The sequence below is a fragment of the Brevibacterium aurantiacum genome (assembly GCF_007558825.1).
GTDB lineage: Bacteria > Actinomycetota > Actinomycetes > Actinomycetales > Brevibacteriaceae > Brevibacterium > Brevibacterium aurantiacum_A.
The window spans coordinates 47,662-61,849 of sequence record NZ_VLTK01000010.1; the positions used below are offsets into that span (position 1 = coordinate 47,662).

General features: G+C 62.9%; 20 protein-coding genes. 14 read left to right on the forward strand and 6 right to left on the reverse strand.

Translation table 11 applies throughout. The features are described from left to right. Positions 1-98 precede the first annotated feature (98 nt). Positions 99-1,370, forward strand: coding sequence for an aminotransferase-like domain-containing protein (locus FO013_RS16165; RefSeq protein ID WP_143923596.1), 1,272 nt, complete (start codon positions 99-101; stop codon positions 1,368-1,370). On the opposite strand, the gene FO013_RS16170 is transcribed toward FO013_RS16165, so the two are convergent. Beyond that, complete coding sequence (locus FO013_RS16170; RefSeq protein WP_143923597.1) at positions 1,364-2,071, reverse strand: TetR/AcrR family transcriptional regulator; 708 nt, start codon at positions 2,069-2,071, stop codon at positions 1,364-1,366. The genes FO013_RS16165 and FO013_RS16170 overlap by 7 nt on opposite strands. A 63-nt stretch (positions 2,072-2,134) precedes the next feature. Between FO013_RS16170 and FO013_RS16175 the strand changes: the two genes are divergently transcribed. The 4 genes from FO013_RS16175 (at position 2,135) to crcB (ending at position 4,268) form a co-directional block, all read left to right on the forward strand. Next, positions 2,135-2,890, forward strand: a complete 756-nt coding sequence (locus FO013_RS16175; protein ID WP_143923598.1) for an SDR family oxidoreductase — start codon at positions 2,135-2,137, stop codon at positions 2,888-2,890. 49 nt (positions 2,891-2,939) lie between these two features. After that, positions 2,940-3,269 carry a nuclear transport factor 2 family protein gene (locus FO013_RS16180; RefSeq protein WP_143923599.1) on the forward strand — a complete coding sequence of 110 codons (330 nt, stop codon included), beginning with the start codon at positions 2,940-2,942 and terminating at the stop codon, positions 3,267-3,269. Between the two features lie 187 nt (positions 3,270-3,456). Then, positions 3,457-3,894: a fluoride efflux transporter FluC gene (locus FO013_RS16185; protein WP_143923600.1), complete on the forward strand. Its 438-nt coding sequence runs from the start codon at positions 3,457-3,459 to the stop codon at positions 3,892-3,894. Continuing rightward, on the forward strand, positions 3,891-4,268 hold the full coding sequence (gene crcB, locus FO013_RS16190) for a fluoride efflux transporter CrcB (protein ID WP_143923601.1): 378 nt from the start codon (positions 3,891-3,893) through the stop codon (positions 4,266-4,268). Before FO013_RS16185 ends, crcB begins: the two co-directional genes overlap by 4 nt. Before the next feature lie 64 nt (positions 4,269-4,332). Here crcB and FO013_RS16195 read toward each other — a convergent pair whose 3' ends face one another. Next, a complete protein-coding gene (locus FO013_RS16195; RefSeq protein WP_143923602.1) occupies positions 4,333-5,409 on the reverse strand; it encodes an NADH:flavin oxidoreductase/NADH oxidase in 1,077 nt (358 codons plus the stop codon). 174 nt (positions 5,410-5,583) lie between these two features. Here FO013_RS16195 and FO013_RS16200 point away from each other — a divergent pair, with 174 nt between their 5' ends. From FO013_RS16200 to FO013_RS16225, 7 genes are all read left to right on the forward strand, one after another. Further along, a complete protein-coding gene (locus FO013_RS16200; RefSeq protein WP_143923603.1) occupies positions 5,584-5,919 on the forward strand; it encodes an ArsR/SmtB family transcription factor in 336 nt (111 codons plus the stop codon). A 223-nt stretch (positions 5,920-6,142) separates the two neighbouring features. Continuing rightward, complete coding sequence (locus tag FO013_RS16205; RefSeq protein WP_143923604.1) at positions 6,143-6,415, forward strand: GlsB/YeaQ/YmgE family stress response membrane protein; 273 nt, start codon at positions 6,143-6,145, stop codon at positions 6,413-6,415. 163 nt (positions 6,416-6,578) lie between these two features. Continuing rightward, entirely contained in the window at positions 6,579-7,244 is a 666-nt protein-coding gene (locus FO013_RS16210) for a TetR/AcrR family transcriptional regulator (RefSeq protein ID WP_143923605.1), read from the forward strand. A gap of 48 nt (positions 7,245-7,292) precedes the next feature. After that, positions 7,293-7,775, forward strand: coding sequence for a hypothetical protein (locus FO013_RS22930; RefSeq protein ID WP_260848203.1), 483 nt, complete (start codon positions 7,293-7,295; stop codon positions 7,773-7,775). Beyond that, positions 7,772-8,353 carry a hypothetical protein gene (locus tag FO013_RS22935; protein WP_260848204.1) on the forward strand — a complete coding sequence of 194 codons (582 nt, stop codon included), beginning with the start codon at positions 7,772-7,774 and terminating at the stop codon, positions 8,351-8,353. The genes FO013_RS22930 and FO013_RS22935 overlap by 4 nt, the downstream gene beginning before the upstream one ends. Then, positions 8,350-9,756 (forward strand): PIG-L family deacetylase, encoded by a 1,407-nt coding sequence (locus FO013_RS16220; RefSeq protein WP_143923606.1) that lies wholly within the window; start codon positions 8,350-8,352, stop codon positions 9,754-9,756. Before FO013_RS22935 ends, FO013_RS16220 begins: the two co-directional genes overlap by 4 nt. After that, a complete protein-coding gene (locus tag FO013_RS16225) occupies positions 9,749-10,459 on the forward strand; it encodes a glycosyltransferase family 2 protein (RefSeq protein ID WP_143923607.1) in 711 nt (236 codons plus the stop codon). The genes FO013_RS16220 and FO013_RS16225 overlap by 8 nt, the downstream gene beginning before the upstream one ends. Here the strand turns inward: FO013_RS16225 and FO013_RS23310 are convergent. After that, positions 10,397-10,567 (reverse strand): DUF3151 family protein, encoded by a 171-nt coding sequence (locus tag FO013_RS23310; protein ID WP_395949865.1) that lies wholly within the window; start codon positions 10,565-10,567, stop codon positions 10,397-10,399. The two genes, FO013_RS16225 and FO013_RS23310, sit on opposite strands and share 63 nt — an antisense overlap. Between FO013_RS23310 and FO013_RS22940 the strand changes: the two genes are divergently transcribed. Both FO013_RS22940 and FO013_RS16240 read left to right on the forward strand, forming a co-directional pair. Beyond that, entirely contained in the window at positions 10,505-10,783 is a 279-nt protein-coding gene (locus tag FO013_RS22940; RefSeq protein ID WP_260848205.1) for a helix-turn-helix domain-containing protein, read from the forward strand. The two genes, FO013_RS23310 and FO013_RS22940, sit on opposite strands and share 63 nt — an antisense overlap. A gap of 206 nt (positions 10,784-10,989) precedes the next feature. Further along, entirely contained in the window at positions 10,990-11,451 is a 462-nt protein-coding gene (locus FO013_RS16240) for an SgcJ/EcaC family oxidoreductase (protein ID WP_143923609.1), read from the forward strand. Between the two features lie 82 nt (positions 11,452-11,533). Here FO013_RS16240 and FO013_RS16245 read toward each other — a convergent pair whose 3' ends face one another. The 3 genes from FO013_RS16245 to FO013_RS16255 are packed head-to-tail and all read right to left on the reverse strand — an operon-like array spanning position 11,534 to position 14,032. Next, positions 11,534-11,995 carry a DUF3151 domain-containing protein gene (locus tag FO013_RS16245; protein WP_143923610.1) on the reverse strand — a complete coding sequence of 154 codons (462 nt, stop codon included), beginning with the start codon at positions 11,993-11,995 and terminating at the stop codon, positions 11,534-11,536. Positions 11,996-12,029: 34 nt separating this feature from the next. Further along, positions 12,030-12,956, reverse strand: coding sequence for a hypothetical protein (locus tag FO013_RS16250; protein ID WP_143923611.1), 927 nt, complete (start codon positions 12,954-12,956; stop codon positions 12,030-12,032). Next, positions 12,953-14,032: a glycosyltransferase family 2 protein gene (locus FO013_RS16255; protein ID WP_143923612.1), complete on the reverse strand. Its 1,080-nt coding sequence runs from the start codon at positions 14,030-14,032 to the stop codon at positions 12,953-12,955. Before FO013_RS16255 ends, FO013_RS16250 begins: the two co-directional genes overlap by 4 nt. Positions 14,033-14,188 lie beyond the last annotated feature (156 nt).

Sequence of the window (14,188 nt, forward strand, 5' to 3'; positions counted from 1 at the left end):
TATGCTGAGACCACCAGTAGTTCCGTCGTTCGGGCAGATTGCTCCTGAACATCGCCGGTGACGTCGACGTCAGGCATGCAGCCCCGTTGGAGGTCATCATGTCAATCGCGAGCCCGTCAGCTTCATCCTCAGCGTCATCGCGTCCCACCCTTCCCTTCGCCAGCCGGGCCGACAGCCTCGTCGGCTCTGTCATCGATTCCTCCGTGGCGATGCTCGCTGCCTACGACCACGACATCGTCAAGTTCGGCATGGGCTCACCTGCACCCGATATGCTGCCGGCCGAGGACTTCGCTCGGATCGCGAACAGCGTCTTCACTCCGGAGAGCTTCACCTACGGGGAGACGCAGGGCGAGCCTGTCCTCATCGATGCGCTGCTGAACTACCTGCATGAGACCGGTCAGATCCCGGCCGAGCATTTCGGCAACCGTGAGCGCCTGGTCATCACCACCGGCGGCATGCAGGGAATCGATCTCGGCTTCAAGCTCTTCGTCAGCCCCGGCGACCTCGTCCTCTGTGAGGCCCCCACGTATACGAACGGCTCGGCCACAGCCCTGAGCTATGAAGCGGAGATCGCCGAGGTGCCGGTCGACGACGAGGGGATGCAGGTAGACGCGCTCGACGACATCGTGGCCCGGGCCGGTCGCGCCCCCTCGGTGATCTATACGGTCCCGACATTCCAGAACCCGGCCGGCGTGACGATGTCCCTGGCCCGCCGTGAGAAGCTCCTCGAATTCGCCCACCGCCACAATTCGGTCATCCTCGAGGACAACCCCTACGGCACTCTGCGCTTCTCCGGGGAGGACATCCCCTCCCTCAGCCAGCTCAGCCCCAATGATCCGCTGATCTTCGGTGTGCGCACCTTCTCCAAATTCGTCGCCCCCGGCCTGCGCATCGGCTGGCTCGACATCGACCCGGACCTGCGCGGTCTGATCATCAACGCCAAGCAGACCATGGACTCGTGCACGAGCCTGCCCACCCAGCACATGGTCGCGAAGTGGCTCAATGACGGCAATGCCGAGATCCACGTCGCCCATCTGCGCAGCTCCTATGGCGAGCGCAAGACGGCGATGACGTCCGGGCTCGAACGGCTCTTCGGCGAGGAGATCCGGTCAACGGATCCCGATGGGGGCTTCTTCCTATGGGTGACGTTCAATGACGAGACCATCAACACCGAGGACCTCATGCCCGTGGCTCTGGAGGAAGGCGTGGCCTACATTCCCGGAACCGCGTTCTCCCAGACCGGTGACTTTACGAACGCGCTGCGCCTGTGCTTCGCCTCGGCGGAACCGCAGCGCATCGAGGAAGGGCTGCAGCGACTGCACCGAGCCGTTGGCAAGTACTCGTCGGCTCACTCGCACGCCCGTCACTGATCCTGTTCTGTCCACTCACCCTCGCCGAGGCGGCTGATCCATTGGATGAGCAGCTGGGTCTCGGCTGCACCGAGGACCTCCGGATGCGCTGCCGCACGTTCGATCACCGAGTGCCCCAAGTGCTGCCCATCATCGCCGGCCTGCCCCGATCCGGTGATCGCGGCGAGCACGCCCTCACGCACTCCTGCTGAGAGATCCGGATCGGCTCGGCCCTGGATGATCAGCCGCAGTGTCACTCCGATGTTCGTCGCCAGGATGTGGGCCGCGGCCTGTTCATAGCCAACCACCAGCCGCCCCTGCTCTTCGGCCCGACGTGTCAGTGAACGGAGGATCTCGCTCGGCTTCGATTGCGCTTCCGGTGAGTACCCGGGCCTGACCTTGCCGTACATGAGCGTGTAGAAACCGGGGTTCTCCAACCCGAAGGACACATGAGCATCCCAGCCCATCCGCAGGTCCTGGATCGGATCACCGCTGGATTCGGAGGCTGACTTGGCAGACAGATACATGTCGAAGCCACGTTCGATGACGGCCTCGATGAGCCCCTGCTTGTTGCCGAAGAAGTGATACAGAGTCGGCATCTTCACACCCACGGCATCACAGACCGCCCGCAGGGAGAAGTCCTCCCCGGGGGTTGCAGCAATGAGGTCCGCAGCCGCGTTGAGCAGCCGCGTCCGTGTATCAAGCGATGCCACCTCTGTCATGTCGCTATATTATCGTGTATTGTCGCTACAGTCAGATGTACCACCGATACAAGCGGAGATGCCATGACCGATCAATCACTCCAGGGCAAGCACATCCTCATCGCCGGCGGCGGAAAGAATCTGGGCGGGCTCATCGCCCAGCAGGCCGCCGAGGCAGGTGCCGATATAGCCATTCACTACAATTCCGAATCCTCCCGCAGTGAGGCCGAGGCCACTCTCGCCGCGGTCGAGTCGAGCGGGGCAAAGGGCGTGCTCCTGACCGGAGACCTCACCCGGCCTGCCAACGTCGAGAAGCTGTTCGCTGATGCCACCTCGGCGCTGGGCACGATCGACATCGCAGTGAATACGACGGGCAAGGTGCTGCGCAAGCCGATCGCGGACACCACAGAAGACGAGTACGACTCGATGTTCGACATCAACTCCAAGGCCGCCTACTTCTTCATCAAGGAGGCGGGGAAGCACCTTGCCGACAACGGCAAGATCATCACCATCGTCACGGCGCTGCTTGCGGCATTCACAGACGGGTATTCGACATACGCCGGCGGAAAGAGCCCTGTGGAGCACTTCACCAGGGCTGCGGCGAAGGAGTACGCTGAGCGTGGAATCTCGGTCACGGCGATTGCCCCGGGGCCGATGGACACTCCGTTCTTCTACGGTCAGGAAACACCCGAACGGGTGGAGTTCCACAAGTCGCAGGGCATGGGCAATCAGCTCACTCAGATCGAGGACATCGCTCCGATCGTGCGGTTCCTCGCCACCGAGGGCTGGTGGATCACCGGCCAGACGATCTTCGCCAATGGCGGATACACCACTCGCTGACACACCGCATAAACACAGCGCATACCTCACAGAAGCTAAGGAGCACCAAATGTCAGATCTGCAGATTCCCGAGCCCGTCGCCGGCTTCATCGACGCCGTCAACGCCCACGACGAACAGGGCTTCCTCGACGCCTTCACCGCCGATGGCACGGTCGACGACTGGGGCAGAGAATTCACCGGCCGCGATGCCATCAAGGCCTGGAGCGACAAGGAATTCATCGGCGCGACCGGCACCCTCACGCCCGAAGAGGTCTCGAACGATGGTGATGAGGTCACCGTCATCGGCGACTGGCGTTCAACTCACGCGAATGGCCGATCTTCGTTCACCTTCGCCGTCGACGGCGCCAAGCTGAGCCGGATGACGATCCGCGAGGGCTGAGTCACCTCATCCCATCAGGGGCCGTCGGATGTCAGCCATCCGGCGGCCTCTTCGTGTGCCCGTGTGGCAGAATTGCAGTGATGTTCACCAGCGTCACGGCGGTGGGGCTCGCCGTACCCAACCTCGGTTCTCCGACAACAGTCCCTACCTCGACCGGCGTCAGCGTGCCCAGAAGGTAGGAGTTCCCATGAGCAACGCCCCCAGCAACAGCAGGCCCGCCCATCTGCGCCTGCCCTATCTGGGATTGGCGCTCATCGGCGGCACGTTCGGCACTGCTGCCCGCGAAGCCATCACGCTTGCGTTCCCCTCTGCCGACGGCATTCCTTGGGCGATCTTCGCCGTCAACATCCTCGGCGCCTTCCTCCTGGGGCTGCTTCTCGATGCCCTGGCTCAAATGGGTCCCGATGAGGGTCGCAGACGTCGGCTGCGCATCCTGGTCGGGACCGGGTTCATGGGTGGCTTCACCACCTACAGCGCGCTGGCTGCGGATACGGCGAGCCTCCTCGGCGAGGGTGATGCCGGTGCTGGGGTCACCTACGGCCTGGGCACAGTGCTCGTCGGCGGTCTGGCTACGTGGGCGGGCATCGCCACGGCAACTGTCGCGCACAATCGAGGGGCGAAATGACGCCGCTGATCTTCATCGCGCTCGCCCTGGCCGGGGGCATCGGCGCCTCCGCGAGGATGCTGCTCGACGGGATCATCAGATCACGTGTGAGCAGCGCCATCCCCTGGGGCACGATCACCATCAACGTCAGCGGGTCACTGGCGCTGGGACTTCTGACCGGACTGGCCAGCGCCTCGCTCCTGCCCGAGGCGTGGCAGCTTGACATCGGCACAGGATTCCTCGGCGGGTACACGACATTTTCAACCGCCAGCTTCGAGACCATCCGCCTCATCCAGGATCGCCGGTGGGCCCTCAGCCTATTCAACGGCCTCGGCACGCTGGTGGTGGCGACCGCAGCGGCAGGATTGGGGCTGTGGATCGGCGGGCTGATATGACGCCGGTGCGGGCGGAGTCAACTGCTCCACCCGCACCGGTACTCACAGCCTCAGACCGTTCAGCCTACTTGTGGGCCCGCAGGTACTGCGTCGGCTTGTAGTCGATCTCGTGACGCAGTGCGGCTGCGGCGCGGATAGGGAAGTTGGGATCGCGCAGCGATTCACGGCCGAGGAGAATGACGTCGGCCTGCTCGGTCGCCAGAATGTGCTCGGCCTGGAACGGCTCGGTGATGAGTCCGACTGCAGCGGTGGGAATGTCGGCCTGCTTGCGGATTCCGGCAGCGAAGCTCGTCTGGTAGCCGGGGCCAACCGGGATCTTGGCCACGACGTTCGCACCAGTCGAAACGTCGACCAGATCAACCCCGTGGTCCTTCAACCACCCCGACAGCTGAGCCGTATCGTCGAGAGTCAGCCCGCCTTCGGTCCAATCCGTCGCGGATAGGCGCACGAGCACGGGAACGTCTTCGCCCACCTCGGCGCGGGTGGCGTCGACAACCTCGAGGAGGAAACGGGCCCTGTTCTCCGGGGTTCCGCCGTAAGAGTCGCTGCGGGTGTTGGACAGCGGGGAGAGGAACTCGTGGAGCAGGTAGCCGTGCGCGCCGTGGATTTCCACGAAGTCGAAACCAGCCTCCATCGACCTGCGAGCTGAGTCCGCGAAGGCAGTGACAGTCTCACCGATCTCTGCTTCGGTGAGCTCACGTGGCGTGTTCAGTCCGGGGAAGGCCACCGCGGAGGGCGCGAGAGTCTCCCAGCCGCCTTCGCTCTCGGACAGGCTGCCTTCATTGCCGTATCCCAAGTCGGGGTAAGTCGAGGCCTTACGCCCCGCATGGGCGAGCTGGATTCCAGCCGCGGCTCCCTGCGAGTGCATGAAGTCGACGATCGGCACCAGAGCATCACGCTGCTCGTCGTTCCACATACCCAGGTCCCGCGGAGAGATCCGCCCTTCGGGGGTGACGCCTGCGGCTTCGACGATGATGGCGCCGGCGCCGCCCTTGGCCATCGATCCGTAGTGGACGAAATGCCATGGTGTGACAACGCCGTCAAGGTGGTCTGCCGAGTACTGGCACATCGGCGGCACCCAAGCACGGTTGCGGAAAGTCACGCCACGCAGGGTGAGTGGTTCGAACAGCAGGTTGGACATAAGACCTCGTGATCATCGGTAGTGGGCTCGAGTCGTGGATGCTGGACTCGAGATGAAGTACGAAGCTCCTCGTACTTCGACAGTTACCGTACTACGAAGAAAGACGTACAATCAAAGGACAGTGAAACAATGTGACAGGAAGATCACCGAGATGCTCAGACGAGGAGGCAGCACATGAGGACTCTTAACCACCCCGAACGGGATGAGATGCGACTCGACACCGTGCTCGCCGCGCTCGCCGACCCGATTCGCAGACACATCGCCTGCCGCCTGAACAGCACCGACGACGATCATGCCTGCGCTGCATTCGAGCTGCCGGTATCGAAGTCGACGTCGACCTATCACTTCAGAACCCTGCGCGAGGCTGGTGTGATCCGACAGGAGTACCAGGGCACGTCGATCATGAACTCGCTGCGCAAGGACGACCTCGACGCCCGCTTCCCCGGACTGCTCGACGCGGTCTTCACCGCCCAGAACATCGAAGGCGGAGCAGCAGTCGTTTCGGCCTGAGCCGCGGACCACACCCTCAGCCGCGGACTGCAGCCAGCCGAGTCACTCGCTGCCGCGCCCGCCGCAGACAGCAAGCGCCAGGCGCATCACCATCGACCGTTGACCACTGACTTCATTGCCCAGCACTCAATTTCTCTGATATATTGCTTACACTGTAAACATTGATTACAGTGTAAACATCGAGAGGCCTCGCGCTTCCTCGCACTATCAAAGGAAACTACCCATGGGCTTCATCGCTTACCTCGTCCTCGGCCTCATCGCCGGGGCTATCGCAAAGTTGATCCTGCCGGGACGTCAGGGCGGCGGCTGGATCGCCACCCTCATCCTGGGCGTCATCGGCGCACTCCTGGGCGGCTGGATCGGCAGCGCCGTATTCGGCGCGGGAGTCAGCTCGTTCTTCGATATCTCCACTTGGCTGTGCGCCATCGGCGGTTCGCTGATCGTCCTCGTCGTCTGGGGGCTCATCACCGGCCGCAGTCGGGCTGCCAAGGCCTGAGGATCGATCCCCTCGATACCTCACATCCCCAGTGCACTCCGCGCCCCGAGCTCACCTGAGTTCGGGGCGCAGAGTCGTCTCCGGTGACCACAGGACCGCTAGGATGAATGGCGGCCGGGCCCGTTCTCGAATGTCCGCCGATTCACCGATGTGAGGAGATTCCATGATTCGCCGGCGTCTGAGTCGCACCGAAGTCGTTCAGGCTGCAATCACCTTCATCGACGACAACGGAGTCCAAGCCCTCACCATGAGACGGCTGGGTGCCGCCCTCGGTGTCGAGGCCATGGCCCTGTACCGACATGTTCCCGGGCGCGAGGAACTCATCTCTGCGGCCGTCGGTGAACTCATCGACGATCTCTTCAATGACGATCTGATGCAGGAGAAGCCTTCGTCCTGGGAGGGCTATTTTCAATACGTTGCGAATGCGATGCGCAAGCTCGCACTGACCCACCCGAAGATGTTTCCCCTGATGATCACCCAACCGCCAGATGCCCCGTGGCTGCGCCCACCCTTGCGCAGCATCCGCTGGGTCGACTATTTCCTCACGTCACTGAAGGGGTATGGGTTCTCCGACGATCGTGCCGTCAGCGCCTACAAAGCGTTCACCAGCTTCCTCCTCGGCGATCTTCTGCTCCAAGTATCGGCCCTGGGCGTCAGTCCAGTTCCGCTTGCGGAGAACAGCAGCGACGAGCAGGACAACGAGAATCTTGGTGACTATCCGACGGTGCAACGGCTGCAGAGCAAACTCGCTGAGAACCATTCCGCCCGAGAGTTCGACGACGGACTCGACGACCTCATCGAACGACTCCGCACCGCGATGGACTCCTAGCGCCCTGCTCTCTTCCGTCCAGGCACCAATGGCCCTGAAAGGAACGACATGAGCAGAGGCTCCGCCAGTTCCGACTCAGGTGTGTTCTCCTCTCCGCTGACCCCATGGCTCGAGCTCCCCCGAGGGTCCTCCCGGCACGAGGCCCTGATTCAGCTGGTCACTGACGGCACTCCCCCACCGACGAAGATCACCTCGCTTCAGAACCATTTGGAGCTCACCGGCACTTCCCCCCAATTGCACCAGTGGGAGGCTCTGTCGATGGTCGCTTCGATCGATGTGGCCGTCGCCCGCATGCTCGAGCCCCATATCGATGCCCTCGGCATCATCGCCGAGGCGAGTCTCGAGCCACCCGGAGACCAGACCTCATGGGGTGTCTATGCTGCGGAAGTCCCTGGCAAGGTCGTCACTGTCGCCGAGGCGGATGGCAGCACCGTCATCACCGGAGAGAAGGCGTGGTGTTCCTTGGCATCAGAGTTGAGTCATGCATCGTCATCGCCCATCGCAACGGACGCGGGCAGGCTGTGGCGGTGAGCATGGATGATCCGCGAGTCCACCCCGACCAAACCGCATGGCCGAGCCTTGGCCTCCGCGAGATCCCCAGCGGGTCTGTGACTTTCGACCGGGCTCCCGCCGAGGAGGTCGGTCCGCCCGGCTGGTATCTTGATCGTCCGTCGTTCGCCTGGGGCGGGATCAGGGTCGCCGCCTGCTGGTTCGGTGGGGCCCTGGGCCTGGCGCAGAATGCGGCCCGCCGACATCTCGCGCGCCCCACCCCTGCACCGATGGGAGACCTGTGCCTGGGACAGCTCGATGCGGAGGTCTTCGCGACCCGTTCGGTACTCGCCCAGGCCGCCGAGGCTGCCGACAGTGAAGAAACGTTCACGCGCGATCGAGCCTGGTCGCTGGCGCTACGAGTCCGCAACATCGTCTATCGCAGCTCCCAACGCATTCAGCTTTTGAGCCGAGAGCTCGCCGGACCCGCCGCACTCACCAGCGACAAGGCCTTCGCGAAGGCGGACGCTGACCTCACCGTCTACCTCAGCCAACACCATGGGCCCCGCGACGAAGCGTCCCTGGGCGAAGCGCTCGTGAAGGACTTCACAGCACAATGAGCTTCAGTCACCTAGATGAGAGCACCAGTGAAGAGGCGTGGGTCCAGGCCGGAGCCCTCGACCTGCCCCTCCTGACCGACGATGTCTGCGCTGAGGGCGGGTCCGTCCTGGTGCTCGCGGCACACCCCGATGACGAAGCATTCGGCGCCGCCTCGCTGCTGTCTCACACTCGGGCGTACAGCGCCGATGTGACGGTGCTTCTCTTCACTGCCGGGGAGAAGTCCCACCCTCATTCGACCACGCACACTCGAGACCGCCTCAAACAGATTCGTCTGCAGGAATTCGATGCTGCGCTGAGCTCGCTGAGCCCGTCAGTGACGAGCAGATTCCTCGAATTCGCGGATGGCAGTTTGGCCGAGCACAGTGACCAGGTGCTGCAGGAAATAGTGTCAGAGCTCTGTGCAGCTCAGGGGCCAGTCTCTATCGTGGCCCCATACAGCGGCGATGGGCACGCCGATCATGAGGCACTTGGTCAGGCCGCTTTGGCCGTGGGACGACGAAGTCGGGCAACGGTGCTCGAGTACCCCATCTGGTATTGGCACTGGGCCACCCCCAAAGACGCAAAGTGGCGGTCGTGGCGTTTCCTGCCCGACCCTGAGGACCTGGACAGGCAGGACATCTTCGAATGCTACCCCTCTCAGACTCTGCCCCTATCCGACCAGATCGGCGATGAGGCGATCCTCAGTCGAGCACAGTTGAAGCACTTCCACCGCGGCGGCGACACCTTCAAAATCACGGACTTCAGCGCCGACAAGCCAGAGACAGCCGCCGAGGCGGGTGTCAATAACGCGCACACAGCCTCACGGGTCTTCGACGGTGTCCACATTGACCGCAGTGACCCCTGGGCCGTGCGTGATTCCACCTACGAGATCTCCAAACGCGCGACCCTGCTGACTCACCTTCCGCAGACCTCGTTTGCCCATACGCTGGAGATCGGCTGTTCCATCGGGGTCCTGAGCGAAGAGCTCGCTGGGGTGAGTGAACGCGTGACTGCTGTCGATGCCAGCAGTCAGGCTCTGACCATCGCCGAGGGGCACCGCCCGGACAGCTCCCGAGTCAGCTACGTTCGCGCCACGGTTCCCTTCGAATGGCCCGAGGGGCTCTTCGACTGTGTTGTCCTGTCGGAGACGGGCTTCTACCTGTCTCGAACCCAGTTGCATCAGACTCTGCAGCGCATCGATGAGTCCACAACTCACAGTTTTGTGTTGGTGCTCTGCCACTGGACGGGCGATATCCGCGATTGGCCTTTGAACGCCGATGAGGTCCACGAGCGTTGCTTGAACTTTTGGCCCGATCGCAGAGTCGAGTTCCATGCCGATGCGAAGTATCGTCTCGACATCCTCACGGTGACGAAGTCCCCGAACATTTCAGAAGACACTGCCGGGGGTGACACCGATGGTTGATGGCTTTGCGGTCATCGTGCCGGCGCACAATGAGGAAGACGAGATCGAAGGCAGTCTCGAATCGGTGATGGCTTCGGTTGCGCATGCGCGTCGCACCTGCGCAGTCGTGCACATCCGGGTGATCGTCGTGGCAGATGCGTGCACGGACAATACGCTCGACCTGGTCACGGACTTCGCGTCTCGGAATCCGATTGTCGAGGTGGTCACAGTCTCATTCAACAATGTGGGATTCGCCCGCAATGCTGCTGGCGAACACTTCATCGGACAAAGGCGCATTCACACCCAGCAGGAGCTTGGTGCGCTGTGGCTCGCCTTCACCGATGCCGACAGCCGCGTGCCCGAACATTGGATCGCCTCCCATATCCGCAATGCCGAGCTCGGTGTCGACTGCATCGTGGGCACGGTTGCTCCGCGACCTGAGACCGGGACGGTCGAGCTCCTCGCAAAATGGCATGCCGCGCACGAACTGGGCGAGGACCACCCATATGTCTTCGGGGCCAACCTGGGTGTCCGCGGAACCTACTTCGAACTCGTCGGCGGCATTCCGCCCCTGCCCTGTGGTGAGGATGCGGCCTTAGTGGCAGCGGTTCTCGATGCCGGTGGTCGGGTGCTGCGCACCGACACCTGTCGGGTCCTCACCTCAGCCAGGTTGGAAGGACGCGCCGCAGGCGGCTTCAGCACCTACCTGCAGGAGCTGGCGTGAGCTGGCTCCGCGCCATCCGGCGGCACGCAGGGAATCGAGGCCACGGTGGTAACCGACGCGAGCAGCAGGCACATCGCCTGCCGCCTCAACGCGAATCATCACGACCATGCCTGCGTAGCATTCGAGCTGCCGGTGTCGAAGTCGACCGCGACTGATCATTTTCGAACACTGGGCGAGGCTGGGGTGATCCGCCAAGAATACCAGGGCACCTCGATCATGAACTTCCTGCCCAAGGACGACCTCGAGGCTCGTTTCCCCGGACTGCTTGATGCCGTGTTCGCGGCGCAGAACATCGAAGGTGGAGCCGCGTTCGTCTCGGTTTGAGCTCGACTATCAGGCGGAGCCTGAGTCGCGGAACACAGGCGGAAACACCGTCCGCCGCCGACACTGATATCGCGAAGTTTCACCGGGAATCACAAGGTTTGCCCACCAGACAATCGAAACCGCTAAGAGACCATAAAATGTGTGCACCGGACGAGAATTAGAATATCGTCCAAGACTCTTTGTGATGAGCAGACGAAAGGCCTCACATGTCAGCCGACAACGAGGTCCGTACACTCTATCTGCGACTGCTGACGGCGTGGAACGAACGAGACGCCCACGCAATGTCAGCGTGCTTTGCCGCGGAGGGAGTCATGATCGGATTCGATGGGAGCGTGACCGACGGAGCGTCCTCCGTCTTGGATCACCTGTCGCCGATATTCGCGGACCACCCCACCGCGCAATTCGTCACGCTCATTCGGAGCGTTCGCGGTACAGGTAATGTCCGCATCCTCCTTGCCGATGCGGGGATGGTGCCACCGGGCGCAGCACAGATCAATCCCGATGCCAATGCACGGCAGTCTCTGGTGGCCAGGCGCACCGACGAAACGTGGCAGGTCGAACTGTTCCAGAACACTCCGACTGCGTTGCACTGGGATGAGGCACTACGCATCAGCCTGTCCGAGGAGCTGAACACGGCTCGCCGAGAACGAGGCCTGCTGCCGAATTGAGTCAGTGCCCACATCCCCGGAGTTCCGTCGGGCGCCGTTCGGGCCCCGAATAGCATTCGAGCTCCGAACGGTCAGAGAACTGTCACTCCCCCGCCGCAATCGCGTCGATGGCTGCAGGGTCCGAAGACCGCAGGAACTCTTCGATCCGAGCGGCCTCTTCACCCTCGCCGATCGCGCCGGCAGCACGGCCCAGGGCGTTGAGCGCGCGCAGGAATCCGCGGTTGATCTCATGCTTCCATGGGATCGGACCGGCTCCGCGCCATCCGGCGGCACGCAGGGAATCGAGGCCACGGTGGTAACCGACGCGAGCATAGGCGTAGGAGTCGACGAGGCGGCCCTCGCTGTGTGCTTCATCGGCCAGAATCGCCCAGGCCAGGGATGAGGCGGGCAGGCTGGCGACGATGTCGATGGGCTCTTCGCCGGAGTCGAGGCGCTTCTTGGCTTCAACGTCCGCGTGGTCATCGGGCAGGTAGGTCGGCTGGGGGCCGAGCTGCGCGGCGTCGAGGTTACCGATGTGCGATGGGTTGCCGATGGGCTGTGTCATGTCATCTCCTGATCATTGAACTGGTGCAGAGTTTTCAGTTGGACTTCACTTCTGAGGGCTGGATGGAATACGGGTTGGTGCTCAGGGCTCCGTAAATCCCAGCGTCGGCGAGTTCCTTGAGCTGCTTCTCGTCCTTGACTCCGGTGGCCCAGACCTTGAGATTCGACCCGGTCCATTTTGCCGCCGTCGCCGCGTCCACGGCAATCATCGTATATCCCGAAGAGGACAAGGACTCCGACGCGGATGCGGTCGGATCACCTGTGAACATCACCGCCACCTCGGCGTCGGATGCGGCATTGGCGACCTCGGCGTCATCGGTGCGCACGATCGTCGAATCGGCGATGTCCGCCTCGGCGATCTTCTTCAGCACCGGGGTCGCCACCTCGGGTGATTCGATGAGGGGCATGAGCACAGTGGCTCCAGCCATCTCATCGACCATCTGGTCCCAGGTGATGGGCTCACCGGGTGCGGTGTTCTTGCGCGGAGGCTTGATGTCCTGGCCCAGGAACGAACCACGATCCAGCGAGGCCAGGTCGTCCTTGAGCTCCATCGCCTTAGGCGCGGCCTTCGGATCCGCGGCGACGATGGTGCCATCGCCCAGTTCCGACAGGGTCGGTGCGGGCAGGTAACCGAACTTCGCGTTCTCGGTGAAGGCGAATTTGGAGTTCGCCGGGTAGACCTCGGAACCGCCGTCGAGGGCAGCGACTACGGGCTTGTTGAGCGAATCCACGGTCAAGTGGTCCTTGCTGCTGAACATGTTGAACCCGACGACGGCGACGACCGCGATGACGACGATGATGCCGGCCCACAGAGGTGCGTTGAATTTCTTCGGCGCCGGACGCTCGGGCACCGGATCGCGTCCGGTCTCGAACGACTCCTCGGCAGGCTGTCCGCTGCCTGTCTGTGCGCGGGTGCTCTGTTCACGTTCGCTGCGACCGTACCGACGATTCTTCTTGCTCAACGACTGCCGTCTTTCGTCGATCCGGCGCCGGTGACCAGGCCCCGCAGGAACCCGGCACCCCAGCAGAGGTGCATGGTGGGCAGGATGAGCCCGAACCAGGCGCGTTCGCGTCGTCCGCAGTCCTTAGCCGCCGAGGCGGTCGCAAGGATTGCCGACACGTATCCCAAGCTGGGCACGTGGACCAGAGAGGTGAAGCGGCGCAGGAATTTCGGCCATGTCTTCGTGCGACCGGTGAGTTGCAGGAGGGCTTCGATGACGCTGGCGACCATCCCGAGGACCAGTACTGGTGGCGCGAAGTAGCGCAGCGAGTTGGCCGATCCGTAGCGACGGATGAGTTCAGCGCGCCAGATGCCCGTGGCCCAGAACTGTTGGGAGATCTTCGACCAGGAATCCCGAGGCCAATAGGTGACCTCCATATTCGGGTTGAACCAGATGCGCCCGCCTGCTGTGCGGATGCGCAGGTTGAGTTCCCAGTCCTGTCCGCGTTTGATGCCTTCATCGAACCCGCCGAGGTGGTCGAAGACCTCACGACGGTAGACACCGAGGTAGGCCGACTCGGCCTCGCCCGCTTCGTCCCCGGAATGGTAAGCAGGACCGCCGAGGCCGACGGGTGACATGTAGGCCCTGGCCACTGCCTTCTGGAAGGAGGTGCGTCCGCGGGCGAGCATGAGTCCCCCGCAGTTCGCGGCCTGTGTCTGGCGCAGGGTGTCGATTGCCTGCTCGGTGTAGTCGGTGCGCAGCCCGGAGTGTGCGTCGACGCGGATGATGACCGGGTGATGAGTCGCGGCGATGGCCAGGTTGAGGCCGATCGGCGTAGCCGCCTGCGGATTGTCAACGGTCTGGATCCTCGGATCGTTGGCCGCCATGTCCGCGATGATGCGGTTCGTGTCATCGGTCGAGGGTCCGAGAGCTAGGACGATTTCCTTGTCTCCCTCGTAGTCTTGGGCCAGGATCGTGGTGATCGCCTTGGCAATGTGCTCGGCCTCGTTGAGCACCGGCATGATGAAGGAGACACCGGGGCGTTCGGCCAGTGGCGGCAGACCCTCCGGCGTCAGGATCTCAAGAATTTTCGACACGCCTCCAATCTTCCCACACGCCAGCGGCATCGATCTTGAGGGGTTGCTCAGGAGCGGCCGTGAGCATCAAGGCTTGTGCGCCCGCATGCATTCAGCGTAGATTTGCAACATAGGACATCAGACGTCTTATGTATCAATCGGGATCTGCATCGACGC

Bases quoted from the DNA above. Each gene is read 5' to 3' on its own strand.
- FO013_RS16185 (WP_143923600.1), top strand. From the start codon at position 3,457: ATGAGCAACGCCCCCAGCAACAGCAGGCCCGCCCATCTGCGCCTGCCC.
- FO013_RS16165 (WP_143923596.1), top strand. From the start codon at position 99: ATGTCAATCGCGAGCCCGTCAGCTTCATCCTCAGCGTCATCGCGTCCC.
- FO013_RS16205 (WP_143923604.1), top strand. From the start codon at position 6,143: ATGGGCTTCATCGCTTACCTCGTCCTCGGCCTCATCGCCGGGGCTATC.
- FO013_RS16245 (WP_143923610.1), bottom strand. From the start codon at position 11,995: ATGACACAGCCCATCGGCAACCCATCGCACATCGGTAACCTCGACGCC.
- FO013_RS16240 (WP_143923609.1), top strand. From the start codon at position 10,990: ATGTCAGCCGACAACGAGGTCCGTACACTCTATCTGCGACTGCTGACG.
- FO013_RS16180 (WP_143923599.1), top strand. From the start codon at position 2,940: ATGTCAGATCTGCAGATTCCCGAGCCCGTCGCCGGCTTCATCGACGCC.
- FO013_RS23310 (WP_395949865.1), bottom strand. From the start codon at position 10,567: ATGGTCGTGATGATTCGCGTTGAGGCGGCAGGCGATGTGCCTGCTGCT.
- FO013_RS16210 (WP_143923605.1), top strand. From the start codon at position 6,579: ATGATTCGCCGGCGTCTGAGTCGCACCGAAGTCGTTCAGGCTGCAATC.
- FO013_RS16220 (WP_143923606.1), top strand. From the start codon at position 8,350: ATGAGCTTCAGTCACCTAGATGAGAGCACCAGTGAAGAGGCGTGGGTC.
- FO013_RS16225 (WP_143923607.1), top strand. From the start codon at position 9,749: ATGGTTGATGGCTTTGCGGTCATCGTGCCGGCGCACAATGAGGAAGAC.
- FO013_RS16200 (WP_143923603.1), top strand. From the start codon at position 5,584: ATGAGGACTCTTAACCACCCCGAACGGGATGAGATGCGACTCGACACC.
- FO013_RS16175 (WP_143923598.1), top strand. From the start codon at position 2,135: ATGACCGATCAATCACTCCAGGGCAAGCACATCCTCATCGCCGGCGGC.
- FO013_RS16195 (WP_143923602.1), bottom strand. From the start codon at position 5,409: ATGTCCAACCTGCTGTTCGAACCACTCACCCTGCGTGGCGTGACTTTC.
- FO013_RS16170 (WP_143923597.1), bottom strand. From the start codon at position 2,071: ATGACAGAGGTGGCATCGCTTGATACACGGACGCGGCTGCTCAACGCG.
- crcB (WP_143923601.1), top strand. From the start codon at position 3,891: ATGACGCCGCTGATCTTCATCGCGCTCGCCCTGGCCGGGGGCATCGGC.
- FO013_RS22930 (WP_260848203.1), top strand. From the start codon at position 7,293: ATGAGCAGAGGCTCCGCCAGTTCCGACTCAGGTGTGTTCTCCTCTCCG.